This is a genomic window from Lachnoclostridium phytofermentans ISDg (genome assembly GCF_000018685.1).
GTDB lineage: Bacteria > Bacillota > Clostridia > Lachnospirales > Lachnospiraceae > Lachnoclostridium > Lachnoclostridium phytofermentans.
The window spans coordinates 1,712,169-1,728,369 of sequence record NC_010001.1 but is presented as its reverse complement, the minus strand read 5'-3'; the positions used below and the strand labels follow the sequence as shown (position 1 = coordinate 1,728,369).

The window sequence follows — 16,201 nt, the reverse complement described above, 5'->3', positions numbered from 1 at the left end:
TATTATATCATTGTACACTTATAACTTTCTATCTATATTTATTACTACACCGCAAGGTGGCTGTTACCTCGAATTTATTCTCTCCAACAAGATTACAGACGGCTCTGCGAATACCTACATCACATATAATAAGATCAGTTTCTCAACTAACATCAGAATCTTTTTATTCACTTGTGAGTACTTCATTTATATGTTCAACAAATATTCTTCGAATATCCGAATTCTCTCCAAGTCCTTCCAGCACGCAAGTAACTTCAAAACCCTCGCTCTCCAAAATAACTTTCCATGAATCATCTTCATCACCAGCCATATCGTTTTTGGCATGATCCCCAGCCACTATCATGAATGGAATAAGTATAATCTTACGATACTTATTTTCCCTCAATTTCTCTATTATATCTTCAAGAGATGGGTATGCTTCCACCGTTGCAACATAAATATTATCATATCCTTGCGACTTAAACATATAATCAAGAGCGGCATAGGATGCATTGGTATAATGCTCTGATCCATGTCCCATACAAACGATAGCTTCATTTTGGCTGAGTGCTGGTATCTTCTTTACAAATGCTTTTATTACCTTCTTATAATCCTCAGTCACATTCAATAACGGTGCTCCAAATAAAATAACATTAAAGTCTTCTTTATATAAATTGACGTCGTGAATCATGATGTCATTTTCAATTCCATTTAAAATATGTGTAGGTTGAACAATAACTTCTTCAATGCCATCTAGTTTCATCTGCTCCATTGCTTCTGTCATTGTAAATACATGAATTCCATCTCTACTCCCTAGAATATTTATAATCATTTTACTTGTAAATGCACGATAGATAGCATACTCCAGATATTCCTGTTGTATATCCATCTCAATTTGATCAATCGTCTTTTGACGTGTATCATTATGACTTGTACCAAAACTTACTACAAGAATTGCTTTTCTTTTCATATAAATCCTCCATTCTGTCGCAATAGTGTGAAAAGCCTTGATTTACCACACTATCACCTCTACCTATCTTTATAGTATTAATCTAAGAATTTACCATCTTAGTATTTGGTACTGCTATACCAAAATTCCAAGCCCCATCCAGAATAAGACTAGATGAGGCTTAGAATTTAACTCATTACATTTTCTTTTGCTTGTCTATTTTCTTTTTTTGTTCTCTCTACAAATCTACCCATAAAGAAAGCTAAAACACCTACACCAATACCGGTCTGTACGCAAAAGATTAAGCTTTCAATTTCACCTGGTAATTCTCCACCAATCCATGTTTCCATAACAGGAGTAAACCATGGTTCATATTCTTCGCCTGTAATCTCTGAAACAACTTGGCTACCTGCATCATCAGAGCCACCGAATTCAGCGCCCTTTAACACGAATAACGGGATAACTGCAATTAATACAGCAACAACTAATAAGATTATAACTGTTCTTTTTGTCTTTGACATTAATTAATACCTCCATTCACCAAGCCTAAATCGTTCAGCTCTGCCTTCGCATATGTTTCTAATCCAATCATAATAACTACAGTTAAAATACCTTCAATAATAGCCAATGGTACCTGTGTCGGTGCAAAGACTGCAAGGAATTTAAGAGCAGAAGCTCCTACACCACCATTACTTGAAGGATAGGCAAGAGCAAGCTGGATACTCGTTACACAGTATGTAAATAAATCACCAACAAATGCTGCAAGAAAAATTCCAGAAAGCTTATTAACTTTTAACTTTTGACATAATTTATAGATGCCAAACGAAACAAATGGGCCTGCAATCGCCATTGAAAATGTATTTGCGCCAAGTGTCGTCAATCCACCATGAGCAAGTAAAATAGCTTGGAAAATAAGTACGATAATACCAAGAATACTAACTGCACTTGGTCCAAATAAAATGGCACCTAATCCGGTACCCGTCATATGTGAGCAGCTACCTGTAACTGAAGGTATCTTCAGGGATGAAAGTACGAAAACAAACGCACCTGCCATCGCAAGCATAGTAATCGATCTATGTTGCTTAGATACCGTTTTCTTGATTGAAAAATATCCAGCTACAAGGAATGGAATAGACAGTATCCCCCAAGTGATACAATATTTCGGTGGAAGATATCCTTCCATGATGTGCATTGCGTTTACTGCTGGAGAAATTCCAAAACATAACGCAAATGCTGCTGCAATAGCAACAATTCTTTTTTCTTTCTTATTCATTTTTCCTCCTTTTTGTTTTTAATGGGACGTCACTAAAAACTATTACATTAATTTATCAAAAGCATTTCGTTTACCTCATGCTTAATGAACTATACTTGTTCCCCAGGATATTTCTAAATTCCGCGGGTGTTTTGGGATATATCTTTAAATCCTCTAATATCTGTTTTTCTATAAGAGCTTCATAGACTTCTAACATAATTGGTTGCTTTAAATTTGTTTGAATTAAAATTTCTTCATTTTGGAATATTTCTAGCGGTGTTCCATCCGCAATAATTTTTCCTCGATGAAATACAAGCACCCTTTCCGCCCATCGGTATGCAAAATCCACATCATGGACAGAAATCAACATTGTTTTACCTTCCATATTCAGTTTCTCTAGAACATCTTCTAGCATCGTTGCATTTAAAGGATCCAACGCTGCCGTTGGTTCATCAAATATGATGACATCTGATTTCATAGCTATGATATCAGCAATCGATACCCGCTTCTTTTCTCCTCCACTTAAATAATGAGGTGGTCTGTCAATAAACTCCGTAATGTTCATGTATTCCAATGCTTCTTCAACCCGTTTTTTAACCTCCTCTTTGGGAAGTTTTAAGTTCATTGGACCAAATCCTACTTCAGCCCTTACGGTAGAAGCAATAATCTGGTTATCTGCATCCTGAAATACAATTCCAATGTTTTTTCGAAGTTCTCTTAAATTTTTCTTATTGATTATCGTATCCCGGTAAGTTATTTCCCCCTGATCTGGGGTCAGTACACCATTCACATTTAGAAAAAATGTAGATTTTCCAGAACCATTTGAGCCTACCACCGCTATTTTTTCGCCTTCGTAAATCTCGACATTCACTCCGTTTAATACGGTCTCTCCACTTCCATAGGCATAATATAAATTTTCAACCTGTAATATTGGTTTCTTCATTATTCACACTTTCCTCTCCATCACATGATTCCCCAGAGCAAAAACAGAAACATAATAAATGCAGTTGCTGCAATTAGTTGATTCCACTTTATCGCTTTTTTTTCTTCCAAAAAATGTAATTCCCCATCGTAACATCTGGCTTCCATAGCATTGTAATAAGCATTTGCCTTTTTCAGTGAAACGACAAGCATATTACTTGCAATACTCCCAAAAGTAATACAAGAGGTCCTAAAATCACAATAACCCTGACGTGCTTCTGCTGAGTTTTTCATCTGCCTATAAACATCAACTAGAATAAAAATAAAACGGTAAATTAGGTTCATTAATTCAAGAATGAGTTTTGGCATATGAACTTTTCTTAAAACAGCGATGATTTCACTTGATGGAGTAGATAATGTCATCATCTGTAGAGCGCTTACAGCTGCAAAAACTTTAAGTATTAAAAACAACATTTTCTTTAGTTGTACTAAAGAAGTAAATACATAACAAAAGCCAAGATACAAATTATATTGACCTATTGGTTCTTTTGAAAAATCAATGGCAATCGTAAATGTACCAAGCAAAATAAAAGATAATGGAATCGCCAAAAATGATAAATATTCTGTTATCGACAAACCACCTTTTACCACAGTGATATAAGCCATTGCAAAAATAATTACAACGGATACATAAGGATTGTTCAGTACAATACTTAAAATCATGACTATGACTGAAAAGGTAACTTTAAAATCAGAACTCCAGTCTCTGATATGAGATGTATAAGCATATAAGTCAATGGAAAACCCTTCTCCATGCTTATGTTTTATTCCATGATGATGCTTATGTGCACTGTTGCTATGAACATGTTTTTTTCGAAATTCCCATATAGAAAAAATGACAGCCACCACAAATATGGTGCAAAAAGCAATTAATTTTGTCATATAAATAACCTTGCCTTCCATCTAAAATTAAAAAAAGCCATACTAAGTTCAAACGAACTCAATACAGCTTTGTTCTGTAATTTTAGCACACAAATATACTGTAATTATTTTAGGGTAAAAGAAATAATACAATCTTCTCTAAAAAATTGCAGCTATCAGGTGTGTACCTCTTGAGATCGAAGAGTTTTTGTATATTGAAACAATATACAGTACATTTCATTATACAAATGTATTCTGACTTAAACATCACCGCAAATTTTTCACCTTCCCAGAATTACTTCCAGTGGTCAAAGAACATACTATTCAGGTTCTTTTCGAAAACTGCTCCGTTATCACAGTAGCGCTCCTGTGTGGGAATTGCACCCAACTTCCTGTACGAGAGAACTCGCACAAAATTTGTATAATTCAATTCTATTCAGTTTTTTTATATAAATAAATTTTACTCTAACTTAGGAATATGGCTGAGTTAAAAAATACTTACAAATGCATAACGCTAATATTTACAAGTAATAATTACAGACTCATTACACTAAAATATTTATAAATCCATTATGTTAAAATATTTCTAAATACATTATACTAAAATATTTCTTAATACATTATACTAAAATATTTCTAAATACATTATTCTAAAATATTTCTAAATACATTATGCTCCTCTAGTTTCATCAACCATATAGAGCAAAGCATTACATATTGCTGCTGCCACATTACTTCCGCCTTTTCTTCCTCGCGCGACAATGTATGGAGCTGAAGAATTGATGACCAACTCTTTTGACTGTACCACATTAACAAACCCAACAGGGACTCCTATTACCAAAGCTGGTTTTATTTTGTTTTCAGTTATCAGTTCATAAAGACGCACAAGCGCAGTAGGGGCATTCCCTATGGCAAATATGATTTCTTTATCGAGTAGGGCTGCTTTATCTATACTTGCGGTTGCTCTTGTACTTCCGTTTATCTTAGCAATCCTAGCAACTTCCTCATCTGCCATAAAACAAAGTACCTCACCTCCATATTTCGCTAGAACCTTTTTATTAATCCCCGCCTTTCCCATTTCAGTATCGGTGACAATACAGGCTCCTCGTCTTATCGCAGCTAAGGCATATTCCACTACGTTTTCAGAAAACATCAATGAATCAGCATATTCAAAATCAGCAGATGTATGTATTACGCGTTTGATTATCGGAGCTTTTTCTTTATCAAGGATTCTCCCACCTAACTCCTGCTCGATTATTTCGAAACTTCTCCTTTCAATATCAGCTGGTAAAACATTTTCTAAATCTATTTTCATTCTGATTAACTCCTACTTTTCAATTCCAATTCTTGCACAAATCCCCTGGTCAAATGGATGCTTTATTTTCTTTATCTCAGATACATAGTCTGCCATATCAAGCAATTCTTTAGCCGGATTCCTTCCCGTCAAAATCACTTCTAAGGATTCTGGTTTGCTTTTCAAAAAGTCAATTAACTCTTGCCGATCAATTACATTGTAATTATATGCTCCAATAATCTCATCTAGTACAAGCATTTTGCAATCCTTTGACTTTACCTGTTTTATCACATTGCAAAAATGATCGCTATATACTTTTTTCGCTTCAAGTCTTTCACTTTCTGTTAACTTTGAAATAAATCCAAATGTTTTATCACAGGTTATAACTTGAATATTAGGTAACTGTTTAAGGATGTTCAGCTCACTTGATTGGTTATTTTTTATGAACTGTGCAAACACTACATCCCCTCCACTACCTGCACATCGAACACTCAGTCCAATGGATGCAGTGGTCTTACCTTTTCCATCTCCTGCATAAATATGAATTAAGCCTCTCATATTCCCCTCTCTGTCATTTCATATTTTATTCTAATTTCACTTTTTTCTATTTAAACATGTGCTAAGGAAGCGAAACGGTACTCTCATATTGGAATAGTAATAGAGATGAGGAAATCCGACCGCCATATTCTCATTTCCATGAATACAGCTCCACTGTGTCTTTCGTAATGGCTTACTGGCCGTAAAGCTTTCTCCACATGCATTACTATCAAAATAGTGAAACTCATGTGCCACTATGCTGTCACCACAATCAGCAACCATTTGTTCCTGGTTTGCAGTTAAGGTTATATAACCAAACCTTTTTAATTTGTCTGTTTTAAAAACTCCTCCAACAATGCTCCCAACCATAGGATAACTTTTTCCTGATATGTCCTCCATTTGTTGGTGGAGATACATAAAGCCTCCGCATTCAGCAAGACAAGGCAGCCCATTGTTTAATGCAGCCTTAATGCTCTCCCTCATACTTTTATTTGCACTGAGCTTTTCTGCTACCAATTCTGGATATCCGCCACCCAACAGAATGCCATCAATATGTTTTGGTAGTTCTTTATCATGTATCGGAGAGAATTCAACCAGCTTGGCTCCCATCTCCTGTAAGAGATCCAGATTATCCTGATAATAAAAGCAGAATGCCTCATCCTTAGCAATTGCTATATTCACTTCTCTATCCACTTTTGGTATTTCAGGTATGGAATAACTAAGATCCCCTGCCTTTTTAGCAATCTTCAATATTTCATCTAAATTAACGGTCTTCTCAATGATACCCGCAAGTTTATTTAATTTGGAATGAAAATCTTCCAGTTCTTCTGGCATGACCAGGCCTAAATGTCTACTTTCAATTACCAGCTCTTTTGCAAACGGCACATATCCAAGAACTTTTATTCCAAGCTCTTTCTCAATTTGTTCTTTGATTGGCATATACAAGCTTTGCGACATTTGATTTAATATAATACCGATTACATTACTGTCACTTCGGTATTGTAAGAATCCTTGTATCAACGGAATAAGTGAAAGGCTCATCCCTTTGCAATTTATCACAAGAATTGATGGGGTATTGGTAATCCCAGCAAGCTCGTAGGATGAGCCCTGCGTCGATATCCCGCCTACTCCATCGTAATACCCCATAACACCTTCCATTACGGATATATCAACTTCCTTCGCCGTTTTACCAAATAAATATTTAATTGTATCTTCCTTGCTAAAAAAGGTATCTAGGTTTTTTGACTTTGTTCCTATGACCTTTGAGTGAAACAATGGATCAATGTAATCTGGGCCACATTTAAAAGAAGCAACCTTTAACCCTCGATTCACAAAAGCCTGCAAAATCCCACAGGTAACCAATGTTTTACCGCTTCCGCTAGCTGGAGCTCCAATCATAATTCTAGGCAGTTCCATATTTTCCTCCATTACTATTTACCAGTACATGAGATAATAAAAACAGGATTTTGTCCCATCATCATGTGATACTCGCCAATCTGCTGTGATTTTGAAACAGAAACCTGCACTACTTCCGTCTCCGCAACTTCAAGACTCTTTATACACTCCAATGCCTCTGAAATTGTCTCCAACGTAATTGCATTTATTACAATCCGAACATTAGGATTTTTTTTAAGTAGCTGCTTCATGATGTCTCGTAAGTTACCAGAGCTTCCTCCAATGAATGCATGGGTAGGTACAGGTAATTGTTCCATTGCTTCTGGCGCAATGCCTTCTATCACAACCAAATTATCTGCACCAAACTTCTTTTTATTTTCTTCAATCAAGCCAATTGCTTCTGACTTCTTTTCAACAGCATAAACAGTACCCTCTATGGCTTGTAACGCCATTTCAACCGAAACAGAACCTGTGCCCGCACCTATATCGTAAACAACTGCGTTCTTGGTTAACCGAAGCTTTGAAATAGAAATACTTCGTATTTCCTCCTTCGTCATTGGTACTTTACCACGGATAAAACTCTCATCTGAAAATCCATGGGTTGTGACTGATAGTCTTGCTTCCTTGTTTTCTATTAGAACAACGCATGGTTCTACGAATGTATGGTTTAGCAGTTGAGATGGACTACCTACCGTAATCTTTTCATTCTCATAGGATAATTGTTCTCCGAGATATACAATTACCTCATTTAATCCATAGTCTATGAGTTTTTGACAAAGACTTCTGACACAGTCCTGTCCTCCTAACAGAGAAAATACCTTTTCATGGTTTTTCACTGCTGCAATTACATTCTCATATCTTCCATGATTACTGATGAACTTTACATCCTGCCATGTCATTTTTAATTTGGAACACAGATAAACCACAGAAGAAATACCTGGTAAGACCTCTAGCTCATAATCATCTAATGCTTGAATCAATTTTGTGGCTCCACTATAAAATCCGGTATCTCCAGATAGTGCCACAACAAAACTCTGGTATTCCTCATGGTTATTCACAAATTCACAGATTTCTTCAGCTCGATACGAAACAAATACCGGTTTATGAAATTGCTCCAAAGACTCTAACATCCTTTTGGCTCCAATTAAAACATCTGCATTTTCACATGCATTTCTGCCTTCTATCGTCATATTTTCTAGGGAACCCATACCTATACCAAGTAGTGTAATCTTTTTCTTACTCTCAATTTGAAAGCGTCCGCGTAATACACTCAAGCATTCCTCAAATGTAATCCCTTCTTCTTTGCTTGGTCGTCCTATTACGATGGATTGAACTCCAGCCATACTGGCTGCATTAAGCTTTTCCAAAAATCCTCCCGCACTTCCTGATTCCTTTGTTACTAGATATTTTGCATCAATTTGTTTTAGCATCGCATAGTTTAATTCTTCGCAAAAAGGTCCCTGCATACAAATCAGATTTCTACCTTCAAATCCAAGCCTTGAGCACTCGGCAACGACACTCGGAGTCGACAAAACTCTAGCAAAGAGGCGGCTTTTATAATCTGTGATTTCTGTAAACTTTGCCAGTTCTTTACTTCCGGTTGTAAGCAGAACATTTCCTTCCGTATTTTTAAGATACTGGGCAGCTTCTTCAATGGAATCCATATAAATACAATGCTCAGCCTGTTTCTGTATGCTATCTCTTAGCATTCTCATATATTCTATCTCTGTCTCCATGCATGCCTGTTTAATATTTTGTGATACTAAAACCGCGTAAGGATGGGTTGCATCGATTACAAGAGATATCTTTTGCTCTATCATTACTGCTTTCATTTCAGCGGTATCCAAACGCTTCGATGTTATGGTAATCCCGTCCCCTTTTTGAAGGAGCTTCTCACCGTATTCCGTTGCAACACATACATGGATAGCTATACCAGATCTGATTAAATATTCTGCAATTCTTCTACCTTCTACCGTACCTGCAAAAATCAGAACCTTACTCATACCCTGCCTACCTCCTTCCATCACATGTAACTTCTTAAACCATTAAAATTCATAGCCTCTTGGTGTTACCATTCGCCCATTGATGATTTTTGTTTGTGAATTACCAATAAAAACAGTTGTGAACATATCAACTGTAGCTTCACGTAACTCCTTTAAAGGCATAACACTCATAGCTTCTCCGTCCCTTCCAATATTACCTGCAATGCCGCAAGGGGTGCCTGGATTTGCACATTTCAGAACAATATCACATGCTCTCTGCAAATAATCAAAACGCTTCTTACTGGATGGATTATATAAACAGATTACAAAATCTGCTTTCGCTGCACATTCCAACCTGCTTTCAATCTTTTCCCATGGAGTAAGCAAATCACTAAGACTTATTACAGCAAAATCATGCATGAGTGGTGCTCCAAGTATTGCTCCACCGGCTAATGCTGCCGTAACTCCTGGTATGATTTCTATACTTGTTTCCGGATACTGTTCTGCTAGTTCAAGAATAAGGCCTGACATTCCATACACCCCAGCGTCACCACTGCAAATCATGGAAACTATCTTTTCCTTTTTTGCTTCCTCAAAAGCCAGAATACATCGATCCACTTCCTTCTTCATAGGAGTAGTCAAGAACTCTTTTTTCGGAAAATAAGTCATTACCAAATCAACATACACGGTATATCCAACGATTACATCACTGTTTTCTAATGCTTTCATCGCTTTCATCGTCATCTGTTCATATTCGCCAGGTCCTATACCAATTACATATATTTTATTCAAAATCTCACACTCCAGTCTTTTCTCGCTATGCTAACGGTAACACCATTTTCTGCAAATTTTTTCTGTAACAGAGTTCCACTACAGCTCCCAAGAATAGCAGCTCTTTCACACACATTTCCGATTCCGGTTACAGACTTTACAAAGTCTGATTCATTATAGTTTCCTTGCACTTTTTCTAACACTTCTGCCGGATAAGTAATCAATTTTAAATCAAATTTATCACAAAATTCCAATAGTCCTGCTTCTTCTTTCTTTAAATCTATGGATGAAACATTCGCGACCGAATGAATGGATACATGATTCATCTTCAATACCTCAGAAACGACCTTTTCAATCTCATCCGATGCTTTCCCTTTTCTGCACCCAATCCCCAGGGTTATTATTTTGGGAATAAGGTTTAAGGTTCTCTCATATGGTTCTTTCTTTTCATTCAGAGAAATGCATATCCCATATTCACAATCCTCATTATTTGTCAGATCATTATTATCTGTAAGGTCATTGGGAAGTGTACCAATCACCGGAAAGTCGCTCTCAAATCCAATCTTCCTATTATTTAAAACTGCTGCTGATATTTCTTTTGCGTAATCCATTCTGGATATATATAAATTATTTTTCTTAGTAAATAAATCAACTGCAAATTTCTGATTGATATCAGTTGCAGTTGTAATAACTGGAATAGCTCTAATGAGACTAGCGATCTCATATGCCAATTCATTAGCTCCCCCAATATGACCCGAGAGAAGTGGAATCACAAACTCTCCTTTTTCATCTATTACGAGAACTGCCGGATCCTTCGTTTTATCTTTGACAAACGGAGCAATCGCTCTTACTGCAATCCCTGTTGCACCGATGAAAATAATCCCCTCCGCTTCATCAAACTGCCTTTTCGTCCATTCCTTCAAAGGCTCATTAATGGATTCCAATCCTGTTTCTTGTGCATAGGCTCCGATGGTAAATGCTCTTGCTTCATATTCCTGTACTTTTAGAAGCATCAAAAGATTGTGACCGAGCTTCGCTCCATTTAATGTAAAACTAATTAAGCTAACTTTCATACCATCTATTCCTCCTTCCTATGCTAGTACAACATTCTGTAAATATCTTGCATTTTCTTATCTGCTTTTCCTTTTCCACACTGGACAAGTTTCGGGTACCCTAAGATAATTTATCATACACTAGCCGGTCGGAACTCAGTAGAAAAAGTGGGATTATACAGCTCAGAACGACGATAGTTGCTATGGGCAATTACATCACCCACAATAATCAGAGCAGTTTTTGTAATATTATTCTCCACTGCTGTTTGTGCAAGCGTATCTACCGTACAAATAAATTTCTTCTCATCCTTCCAAGTTGCCTTATAAACAATCGCTGCCGGAGTATCTTTATCATATCCTCCCGCAATGAGCTGCTCAGATAATTGCTTTAACATTCCCGTGCTAAGAAAGATAACCATAGTAGCTTGATGAGCTGCGAAGGATGCAATTTCTTCTTTTTCAGGAACCGGAGTCCTGCCTGCCATCCGTGTGATAATGACACTCTGTGACACGTCAGGTAAGGTATACTCGAGATTCAAAGCAGAAGCTGCACCACAAAATGAGCTAACTCCGGGACACACTTCATAAGCAATATTTTTTTCATCTAGTAAATCCATCTGCTCACGAATGGCACCATACAAGCATGGATCGCCGGTATGAAGCCTCACGATCAATTTTCCTTCTGCTTCTCCCCGTATCATTACCTCCATAACTTCTTCTAACGTCATGGTTGCACTATTATGAACTTCACAGTCTGTTTTCTTTACTTCTAATAGTTCCGGATTCACCAAAGATCCTGCGTAAATAATAATGTCTGCTTCCTTTAAAAGCCCATGCCCACGGACAGTAATCAAATCAGCCGCCCCTGATCCCGCACCAACAAAATGTACCATTCTAATTCTCCTTTACAATAATTAACGAATAGTAACCTGCATCATCCTTTATTTCATCCAGACTTTGATAAATTCTTTCGTTTTCCATTCCACAGTTTTCAACCATGGAAGCCTGACAATTAAGTGTTTTCAGGTGTTCTACCACTGAGCTTATTTTTTTACCGGATTTCATCAATACTTTCGTACCAGAAAGCTCCATGGCATCCTTAATATCATAGGAAGATGGAACCACATGTAACTGCTCGTTTTTCTCCACCAACCCTTGATTTAGTTTTGCAGCTACCGCACAAAAGGATGGAATCCCGCTTATGATTTCTGTTTCATAACCTCTTTCACTTACTATCTTATGTAAATAGATATAGGTGGAATAGATAGTTGGGTCTCCCAAAGTGAGGAATGCCACATTTTTTCCTTGTTCTAAATAACTGATGATTTCACCAGCCCCGTTGTTATGACTCTCCTCCAGACGTTTTTCATCCTTTGTCATTGGCATATGGATAGAAATGATTTTCTTGTTGTCAATCTCTTTTACTGACTGACTTGCAATTTTATAGGCAACGCTACTTTCCTTTTCTTCTCCTGGCACCGCAAGAATGTCTGCTTCTTTTAGAATCCTTACTGCCTTTATGGTTAATAGCTCCGGATCTCCCGGCCCAACTCCTACTCCGTACAATTTTCCAAACATCGAAGTAACTCCTTTGCATTTTCTGTTTGTCCTAATATTCCATACTCGTTAGAAAAGATAATGGCACCTATTTCCATGGATTCATACGCTCTGCGATTCAGGTAATGTTTTATCTTTTCCACTACATGCTCCATTGTTTTTTCCGTTATTCCAGATAATTCTAATATGGCAAGTGCCTCATCGGTGGTTACACATTTTAATATTTCTTCTAAAGTATGGATAGAGGCTCCTGCTAAAACAGCATTTGCCGCAAGAATCTCCATTCTTGCATCTGCGTATTTGGAATGGGTATTCATGATACCACCCGCCACTTTTATGAACTTTCCAATATGGCTGATAAATAATATCCCTTTTACACCTAACTCATTTGCGATATCAATCGCTTCTCCCACATAATTACTAAACTTAATGGATTGCACGTTGGGAATGGACAGGTTTTCCTTTGTAAAGTCCGCACCATAATTACCTGGTGAAAGTAGTAGATATTCTGCTCCGTTTGCCACAGCCATTTTCATTTCGACACGAATACTTTCAATGAGTGCAGCTTCACTCATCGGCTCTACGATACCACTGGTTCCAAGCACAGAAATACCACCCACAATCCCTAAATTGGGATTAAAGGTTCGTTTTGCTATTTCAACTCCCTGAGGAATGATGATCTCTACATTGATTCCGCTGGCATAATCATTTTCATCGCATACTTCCATTACAGCATCTGTAATCATTTGTCTTGGAACTCTATTGATTGCCGCATTACCTTTGGGCTGCTCCAATCCTGCTTTTGTTACCCTTCCAACACCAATACCACCATCAATACAAACAGTTCCTTCCTCATTCTTAGAAACCTTTGCATATACCATAATACCATTGGTTACATCCGGATCATCTCCACTATCCTTTTGCACAGCGCAAGTAACAGAATCCTCTTCCATGATAATATCTAAAATTTTGAGATTTAATCGGATCCCCTTCGGAGTCATCAGATCCACATAATGTACTTCTGTTTTACAAAGCAGCATTAAGGTTGCTGCCTTAGCCGCTGCAGCCGCACACGATCCGGTAGTATATCCATATCTTAATTTCTTGTTATCCTTTAATATATACAAATCTTCCAGTCCGTTCTTATATTCCAAGTGAATCTGAACCTCCTTTCAAAGAATGAGTACTTAATCAACCACAAAGCTGTGTATAAGGGAGTTCCCCAGAGTGCTCAGAATCAGATCAAGACTTATTCTATCTTGCTGGCTCTAAAAAACTTATTTTATCTTTCTGATTTTTAAAAGCCTTATTTTATCTTACTGACTCTAAAAAACCATCCATTGTATCTAATGTTTGTTTTATTTCTTCTTCTCCATGTGCCACAGATAAGAACATAGCTTCAAACTGTGCAGGTGCCAAATAAATGCCCTTATTTAGCATATATTTAAAATATGCTTTATATTGTTCTGTATCAGAAGCCTTTGCAGATTGATAATCATACACTTCCTCCTTGGCAAAGAACAAGCTTCCTAAAGAACCGACATGATTCATTTGAAATGGAATTCCAGCACGTCTGAATTTCATCTCAATATCACCAAATAACAGCTCACCCATCTGATTTAGCTTTGTATAATAATCTGGATTTTCTTTTAAAATTGTCAGCTGAGTATAGCCCGCCGTCATAGCAACCGGATTACCGCTTAAGGTTCCTGCCTGGTATACGGCTCCAAGGGGTGCTACGACTTCCATGATTTCTTTACGCCCCCCATAGGCTCCAACTGGCATACCTGCTCCTATGATTTTTCCGTAAGTAGTCAAATCCGGTGTTACCCCATAATACCCCTGGGCACCATCTATCCCAAGACGAAAACCTGTGATTACCTCATCGAAAATAAGTACTGTCCCATTCTCATTACATAGCTTTCTTAATCCGTGTAAAAAACCTTCCTTCGGAAGAACAACTCCCATATTGGCAGCTACTGGTTCAACAATTACTGCTGCAATATCACTCCTATATTGGTTAAATAATTCCTGAACACCGGTAATATCATTATAATTTGCAGTAAGAGTATCCTCCGTACACCCTTTTGGTACGCCAAGACTATCCGGAACTCCCGCTGTCATTACACCTGATCCCGCTTTTACAAGCAGACCGTCGCTATGTCCATGATAGCACCCATTGAATTTTATTATTTTGTTTCTACCGGTATAGCCCCTTGCAACACGAATGGCACTCATAACAGCCTCGGTGCCTGAATTCACCATACGAACCATTTCAATCGAAGGAACCAACTCGCAAATCAGCTTTGCCATCTTAACTTCCATCTCTGTGACAGCTCCGAAGCTTAAACCATTCTGACAGGCTTGTACTACACTTTCTAAAATATCTGGATGATTATGTCCTAAAATCATTGGTCCCCAGGAACAGATATAATCAATATATTCTTTACCATCTACGTCATACAAATGGGCACCCTCTGCCCTCTTAATAAACCTTGGACTTTCTCCGACAGAACCAAATGCCCTTACCGGACTATTAACTCCACCTGGGATAACCTTAAGTGCTTCTTTAAAAAGTTCTTCTGATCTAGTCATTAGCCAATTCTCCCTTCATCCATATATCTTGCCAGTTCATTTGCAAAATAAGTAATATAGATACTCGCACCCGCTCGATATGCACCTGTTGCCATTTCGCATATAACATCTGCTTCGTTAATAAATCCAGCCTTTGCAGCTGCTTTTACCATTGCGTATTCTCCACTTACACTATACGCAGCAACAGGAACTTGTACAGCATTGGACACCTCGTTGATTACGTCGTGATAAGAAAGTGCCGGCTTTACCATAATAATGTCTGCACCCTCTTCTATATCAAGCAATGCCTCTTTCATTGCTTCTCTTTTATTGTGATAATCCATTTGATAGGTTTTGCGATCGCCAAAAGCAGGAGCTGAGCCTGCTGCTTCTCGGAATGGTCCATAAAAAGCTGATGCATACTTTACTGCATAGGACATGATAGGAATATGTTCTAATTGATTGCTATCTAACATTCTTCTAATCGCCCCTATCCTGCCATCCATCATATCAGACGGTGCAATCATATCTGCTCCAGCCTCTGCATGAGATAATGCTATCTTCGCCAAATACTCTAATGTCTTGTCATTATCAACCTTATCGCCATTTAAGATTCCACAATGACCATGGGAGGTATACTCACACATGCATACATCAGTGATACAGTACATCTCGGGAAATTGCATTTTTAAGGAACGAAGTGCTTTCTGAATGATTCCATTATCATCAAATGCAGAACTTCCACATTCATCTTTTTCTTCCGGAATTCCAAACAATAAAACTTTATCAATGCCAGCTTTCGCTAATTCCTCTAGCTTATATGGAAGACGGTCAATACTGTAGCGAAACTGTCCCTCCATAGATTTGATTTCTTCTTCAATTCCTACTCCTCCTTTAATAAACACAGGATATACTAAGGAGGATTTATCCATTCTGGTTTCTCTCACCATTTTTCTGAGTATCGAATTGTTTCTTAGTCTTCTTGGTCTTTGTATCATATCCATTTTTACCGCCATG

Annotated in this window: 16 protein-coding genes and 1 riboswitch; all 16 genes read right to left on the bottom strand. The window is 37.5% G+C overall.

Annotated features, from left to right (window positions below; translation table 11 throughout):
* Positions 1 to 163: 163 nt before the first annotated feature.
* The 16 genes from CPHY_RS07240 to hemB all read right to left on the bottom strand — a co-directional run bounded on the left by CPHY_RS07240 (position 164) and on the right by hemB (position 16,188).
* On the bottom strand, positions 164 to 949 hold the full coding sequence (locus tag CPHY_RS07240; RefSeq protein ID WP_012199416.1) for a sirohydrochlorin cobaltochelatase: 786 nt from the start codon (positions 947 to 949) through the stop codon (positions 164 to 166).
* A gap of 167 nt (positions 950 to 1,116) precedes the next feature.
* A complete protein-coding gene (locus CPHY_RS07235; RefSeq protein WP_012199415.1) occupies positions 1,117 to 1,449 on the bottom strand; it encodes an energy-coupling factor ABC transporter substrate-binding protein in 333 nt (110 codons plus the stop codon).
* Complete coding sequence (locus CPHY_RS07230) at positions 1,449 to 2,201, bottom strand: energy-coupling factor ABC transporter permease (RefSeq protein WP_012199414.1); 753 nt, start codon at positions 2,199 to 2,201, stop codon at positions 1,449 to 1,451. The genes CPHY_RS07235 and CPHY_RS07230 overlap by 1 nt, the downstream gene beginning before the upstream one ends.
* 70 nt (positions 2,202 to 2,271) lie before the next feature.
* Positions 2,272 to 3,123 carry an energy-coupling factor ABC transporter ATP-binding protein gene (locus CPHY_RS07225; RefSeq protein ID WP_012199413.1) on the bottom strand — a complete coding sequence of 284 codons (852 nt, stop codon included), beginning with the start codon at positions 3,121 to 3,123 and terminating at the stop codon, positions 2,272 to 2,274.
* Between the two features lie 20 nt (positions 3,124 to 3,143).
* Positions 3,144 to 4,043: a cobalt ECF transporter T component CbiQ gene (gene cbiQ, locus CPHY_RS07220; RefSeq protein ID WP_012199412.1), complete on the bottom strand. Its 900-nt coding sequence runs from the start codon at positions 4,041 to 4,043 to the stop codon at positions 3,144 to 3,146.
* A gap of 209 nt (positions 4,044 to 4,252) precedes the next feature.
* A riboswitch (cobalamin riboswitch) is annotated at positions 4,253 to 4,458 on the bottom strand.
* 234 nt (positions 4,459 to 4,692) lie between these two features.
* Complete coding sequence (locus tag CPHY_RS07215) at positions 4,693 to 5,337, bottom strand: precorrin-8X methylmutase (protein ID WP_012199411.1); 645 nt, start codon at positions 5,335 to 5,337, stop codon at positions 4,693 to 4,695.
* 12 nt (positions 5,338 to 5,349) lie between these two features.
* Positions 5,350 to 5,874, bottom strand: coding sequence for a cob(I)yrinic acid a,c-diamide adenosyltransferase (locus CPHY_RS07210; protein ID WP_012199410.1), 525 nt, complete (start codon positions 5,872 to 5,874; stop codon positions 5,350 to 5,352).
* Between the two features lie 36 nt (positions 5,875 to 5,910).
* Positions 5,911 to 7,269, bottom strand: coding sequence for a cobyrinate a,c-diamide synthase (locus CPHY_RS07205; protein ID WP_012199409.1), 1,359 nt, complete (start codon positions 7,267 to 7,269; stop codon positions 5,911 to 5,913).
* 14 nt (positions 7,270 to 7,283) lie between these two features.
* Positions 7,284 to 9,251 carry a precorrin-6A reductase gene (cobK, locus tag CPHY_RS07200; RefSeq protein WP_012199408.1) on the bottom strand — a complete coding sequence of 656 codons (1,968 nt, stop codon included), beginning with the start codon at positions 9,249 to 9,251 and terminating at the stop codon, positions 7,284 to 7,286.
* 42 nt (positions 9,252 to 9,293) lie between these two features.
* Entirely contained in the window at positions 9,294 to 10,022 is a 729-nt protein-coding gene (cobJ, locus tag CPHY_RS07195) for a precorrin-3B C(17)-methyltransferase (protein ID WP_012199407.1), read from the bottom strand.
* Positions 10,019 to 11,074 carry a cobalt-precorrin 5A hydrolase gene (gene cbiG, locus CPHY_RS07190; protein WP_012199406.1) on the bottom strand — a complete coding sequence of 352 codons (1,056 nt, stop codon included), beginning with the start codon at positions 11,072 to 11,074 and terminating at the stop codon, positions 10,019 to 10,021. Before cbiG ends, cobJ begins: the two co-directional genes overlap by 4 nt.
* A 113-nt stretch (positions 11,075 to 11,187) precedes the next feature.
* Entirely contained in the window at positions 11,188 to 11,946 is a 759-nt protein-coding gene (gene cobM / locus CPHY_RS07185) for a precorrin-4 C(11)-methyltransferase (RefSeq protein ID WP_012199405.1), read from the bottom strand.
* Position 11,947: 1 nt separating this feature from the next.
* Entirely contained in the window at positions 11,948 to 12,631 is a 684-nt protein-coding gene (cobI, locus tag CPHY_RS07180; protein ID WP_012199404.1) for a precorrin-2 C(20)-methyltransferase, read from the bottom strand.
* Positions 12,607 to 13,764, bottom strand: a complete 1,158-nt coding sequence (gene cbiD, locus CPHY_RS07175) for a cobalt-precorrin-5B (C(1))-methyltransferase CbiD (RefSeq protein ID WP_012199403.1) — start codon at positions 13,762 to 13,764, stop codon at positions 12,607 to 12,609. The genes cobI and cbiD overlap by 25 nt, the downstream gene beginning before the upstream one ends.
* A gap of 157 nt (positions 13,765 to 13,921) precedes the next feature.
* The gene (gene hemL, locus CPHY_RS07170; RefSeq protein ID WP_012199402.1) at positions 13,922 to 15,205 is read right to left on the bottom strand and encodes a glutamate-1-semialdehyde 2,1-aminomutase; all 1,284 of its coding nucleotides are present in this window, start codon (positions 15,203 to 15,205) and stop codon (positions 13,922 to 13,924) included.
* A complete protein-coding gene (gene hemB / locus CPHY_RS07165) occupies positions 15,205 to 16,188 on the bottom strand; it encodes a porphobilinogen synthase (protein ID WP_041703326.1) in 984 nt (327 codons plus the stop codon). The genes hemL and hemB overlap by 1 nt, the downstream gene beginning before the upstream one ends.
* Positions 16,189 to 16,201: the final 13 nt, after the last annotated feature.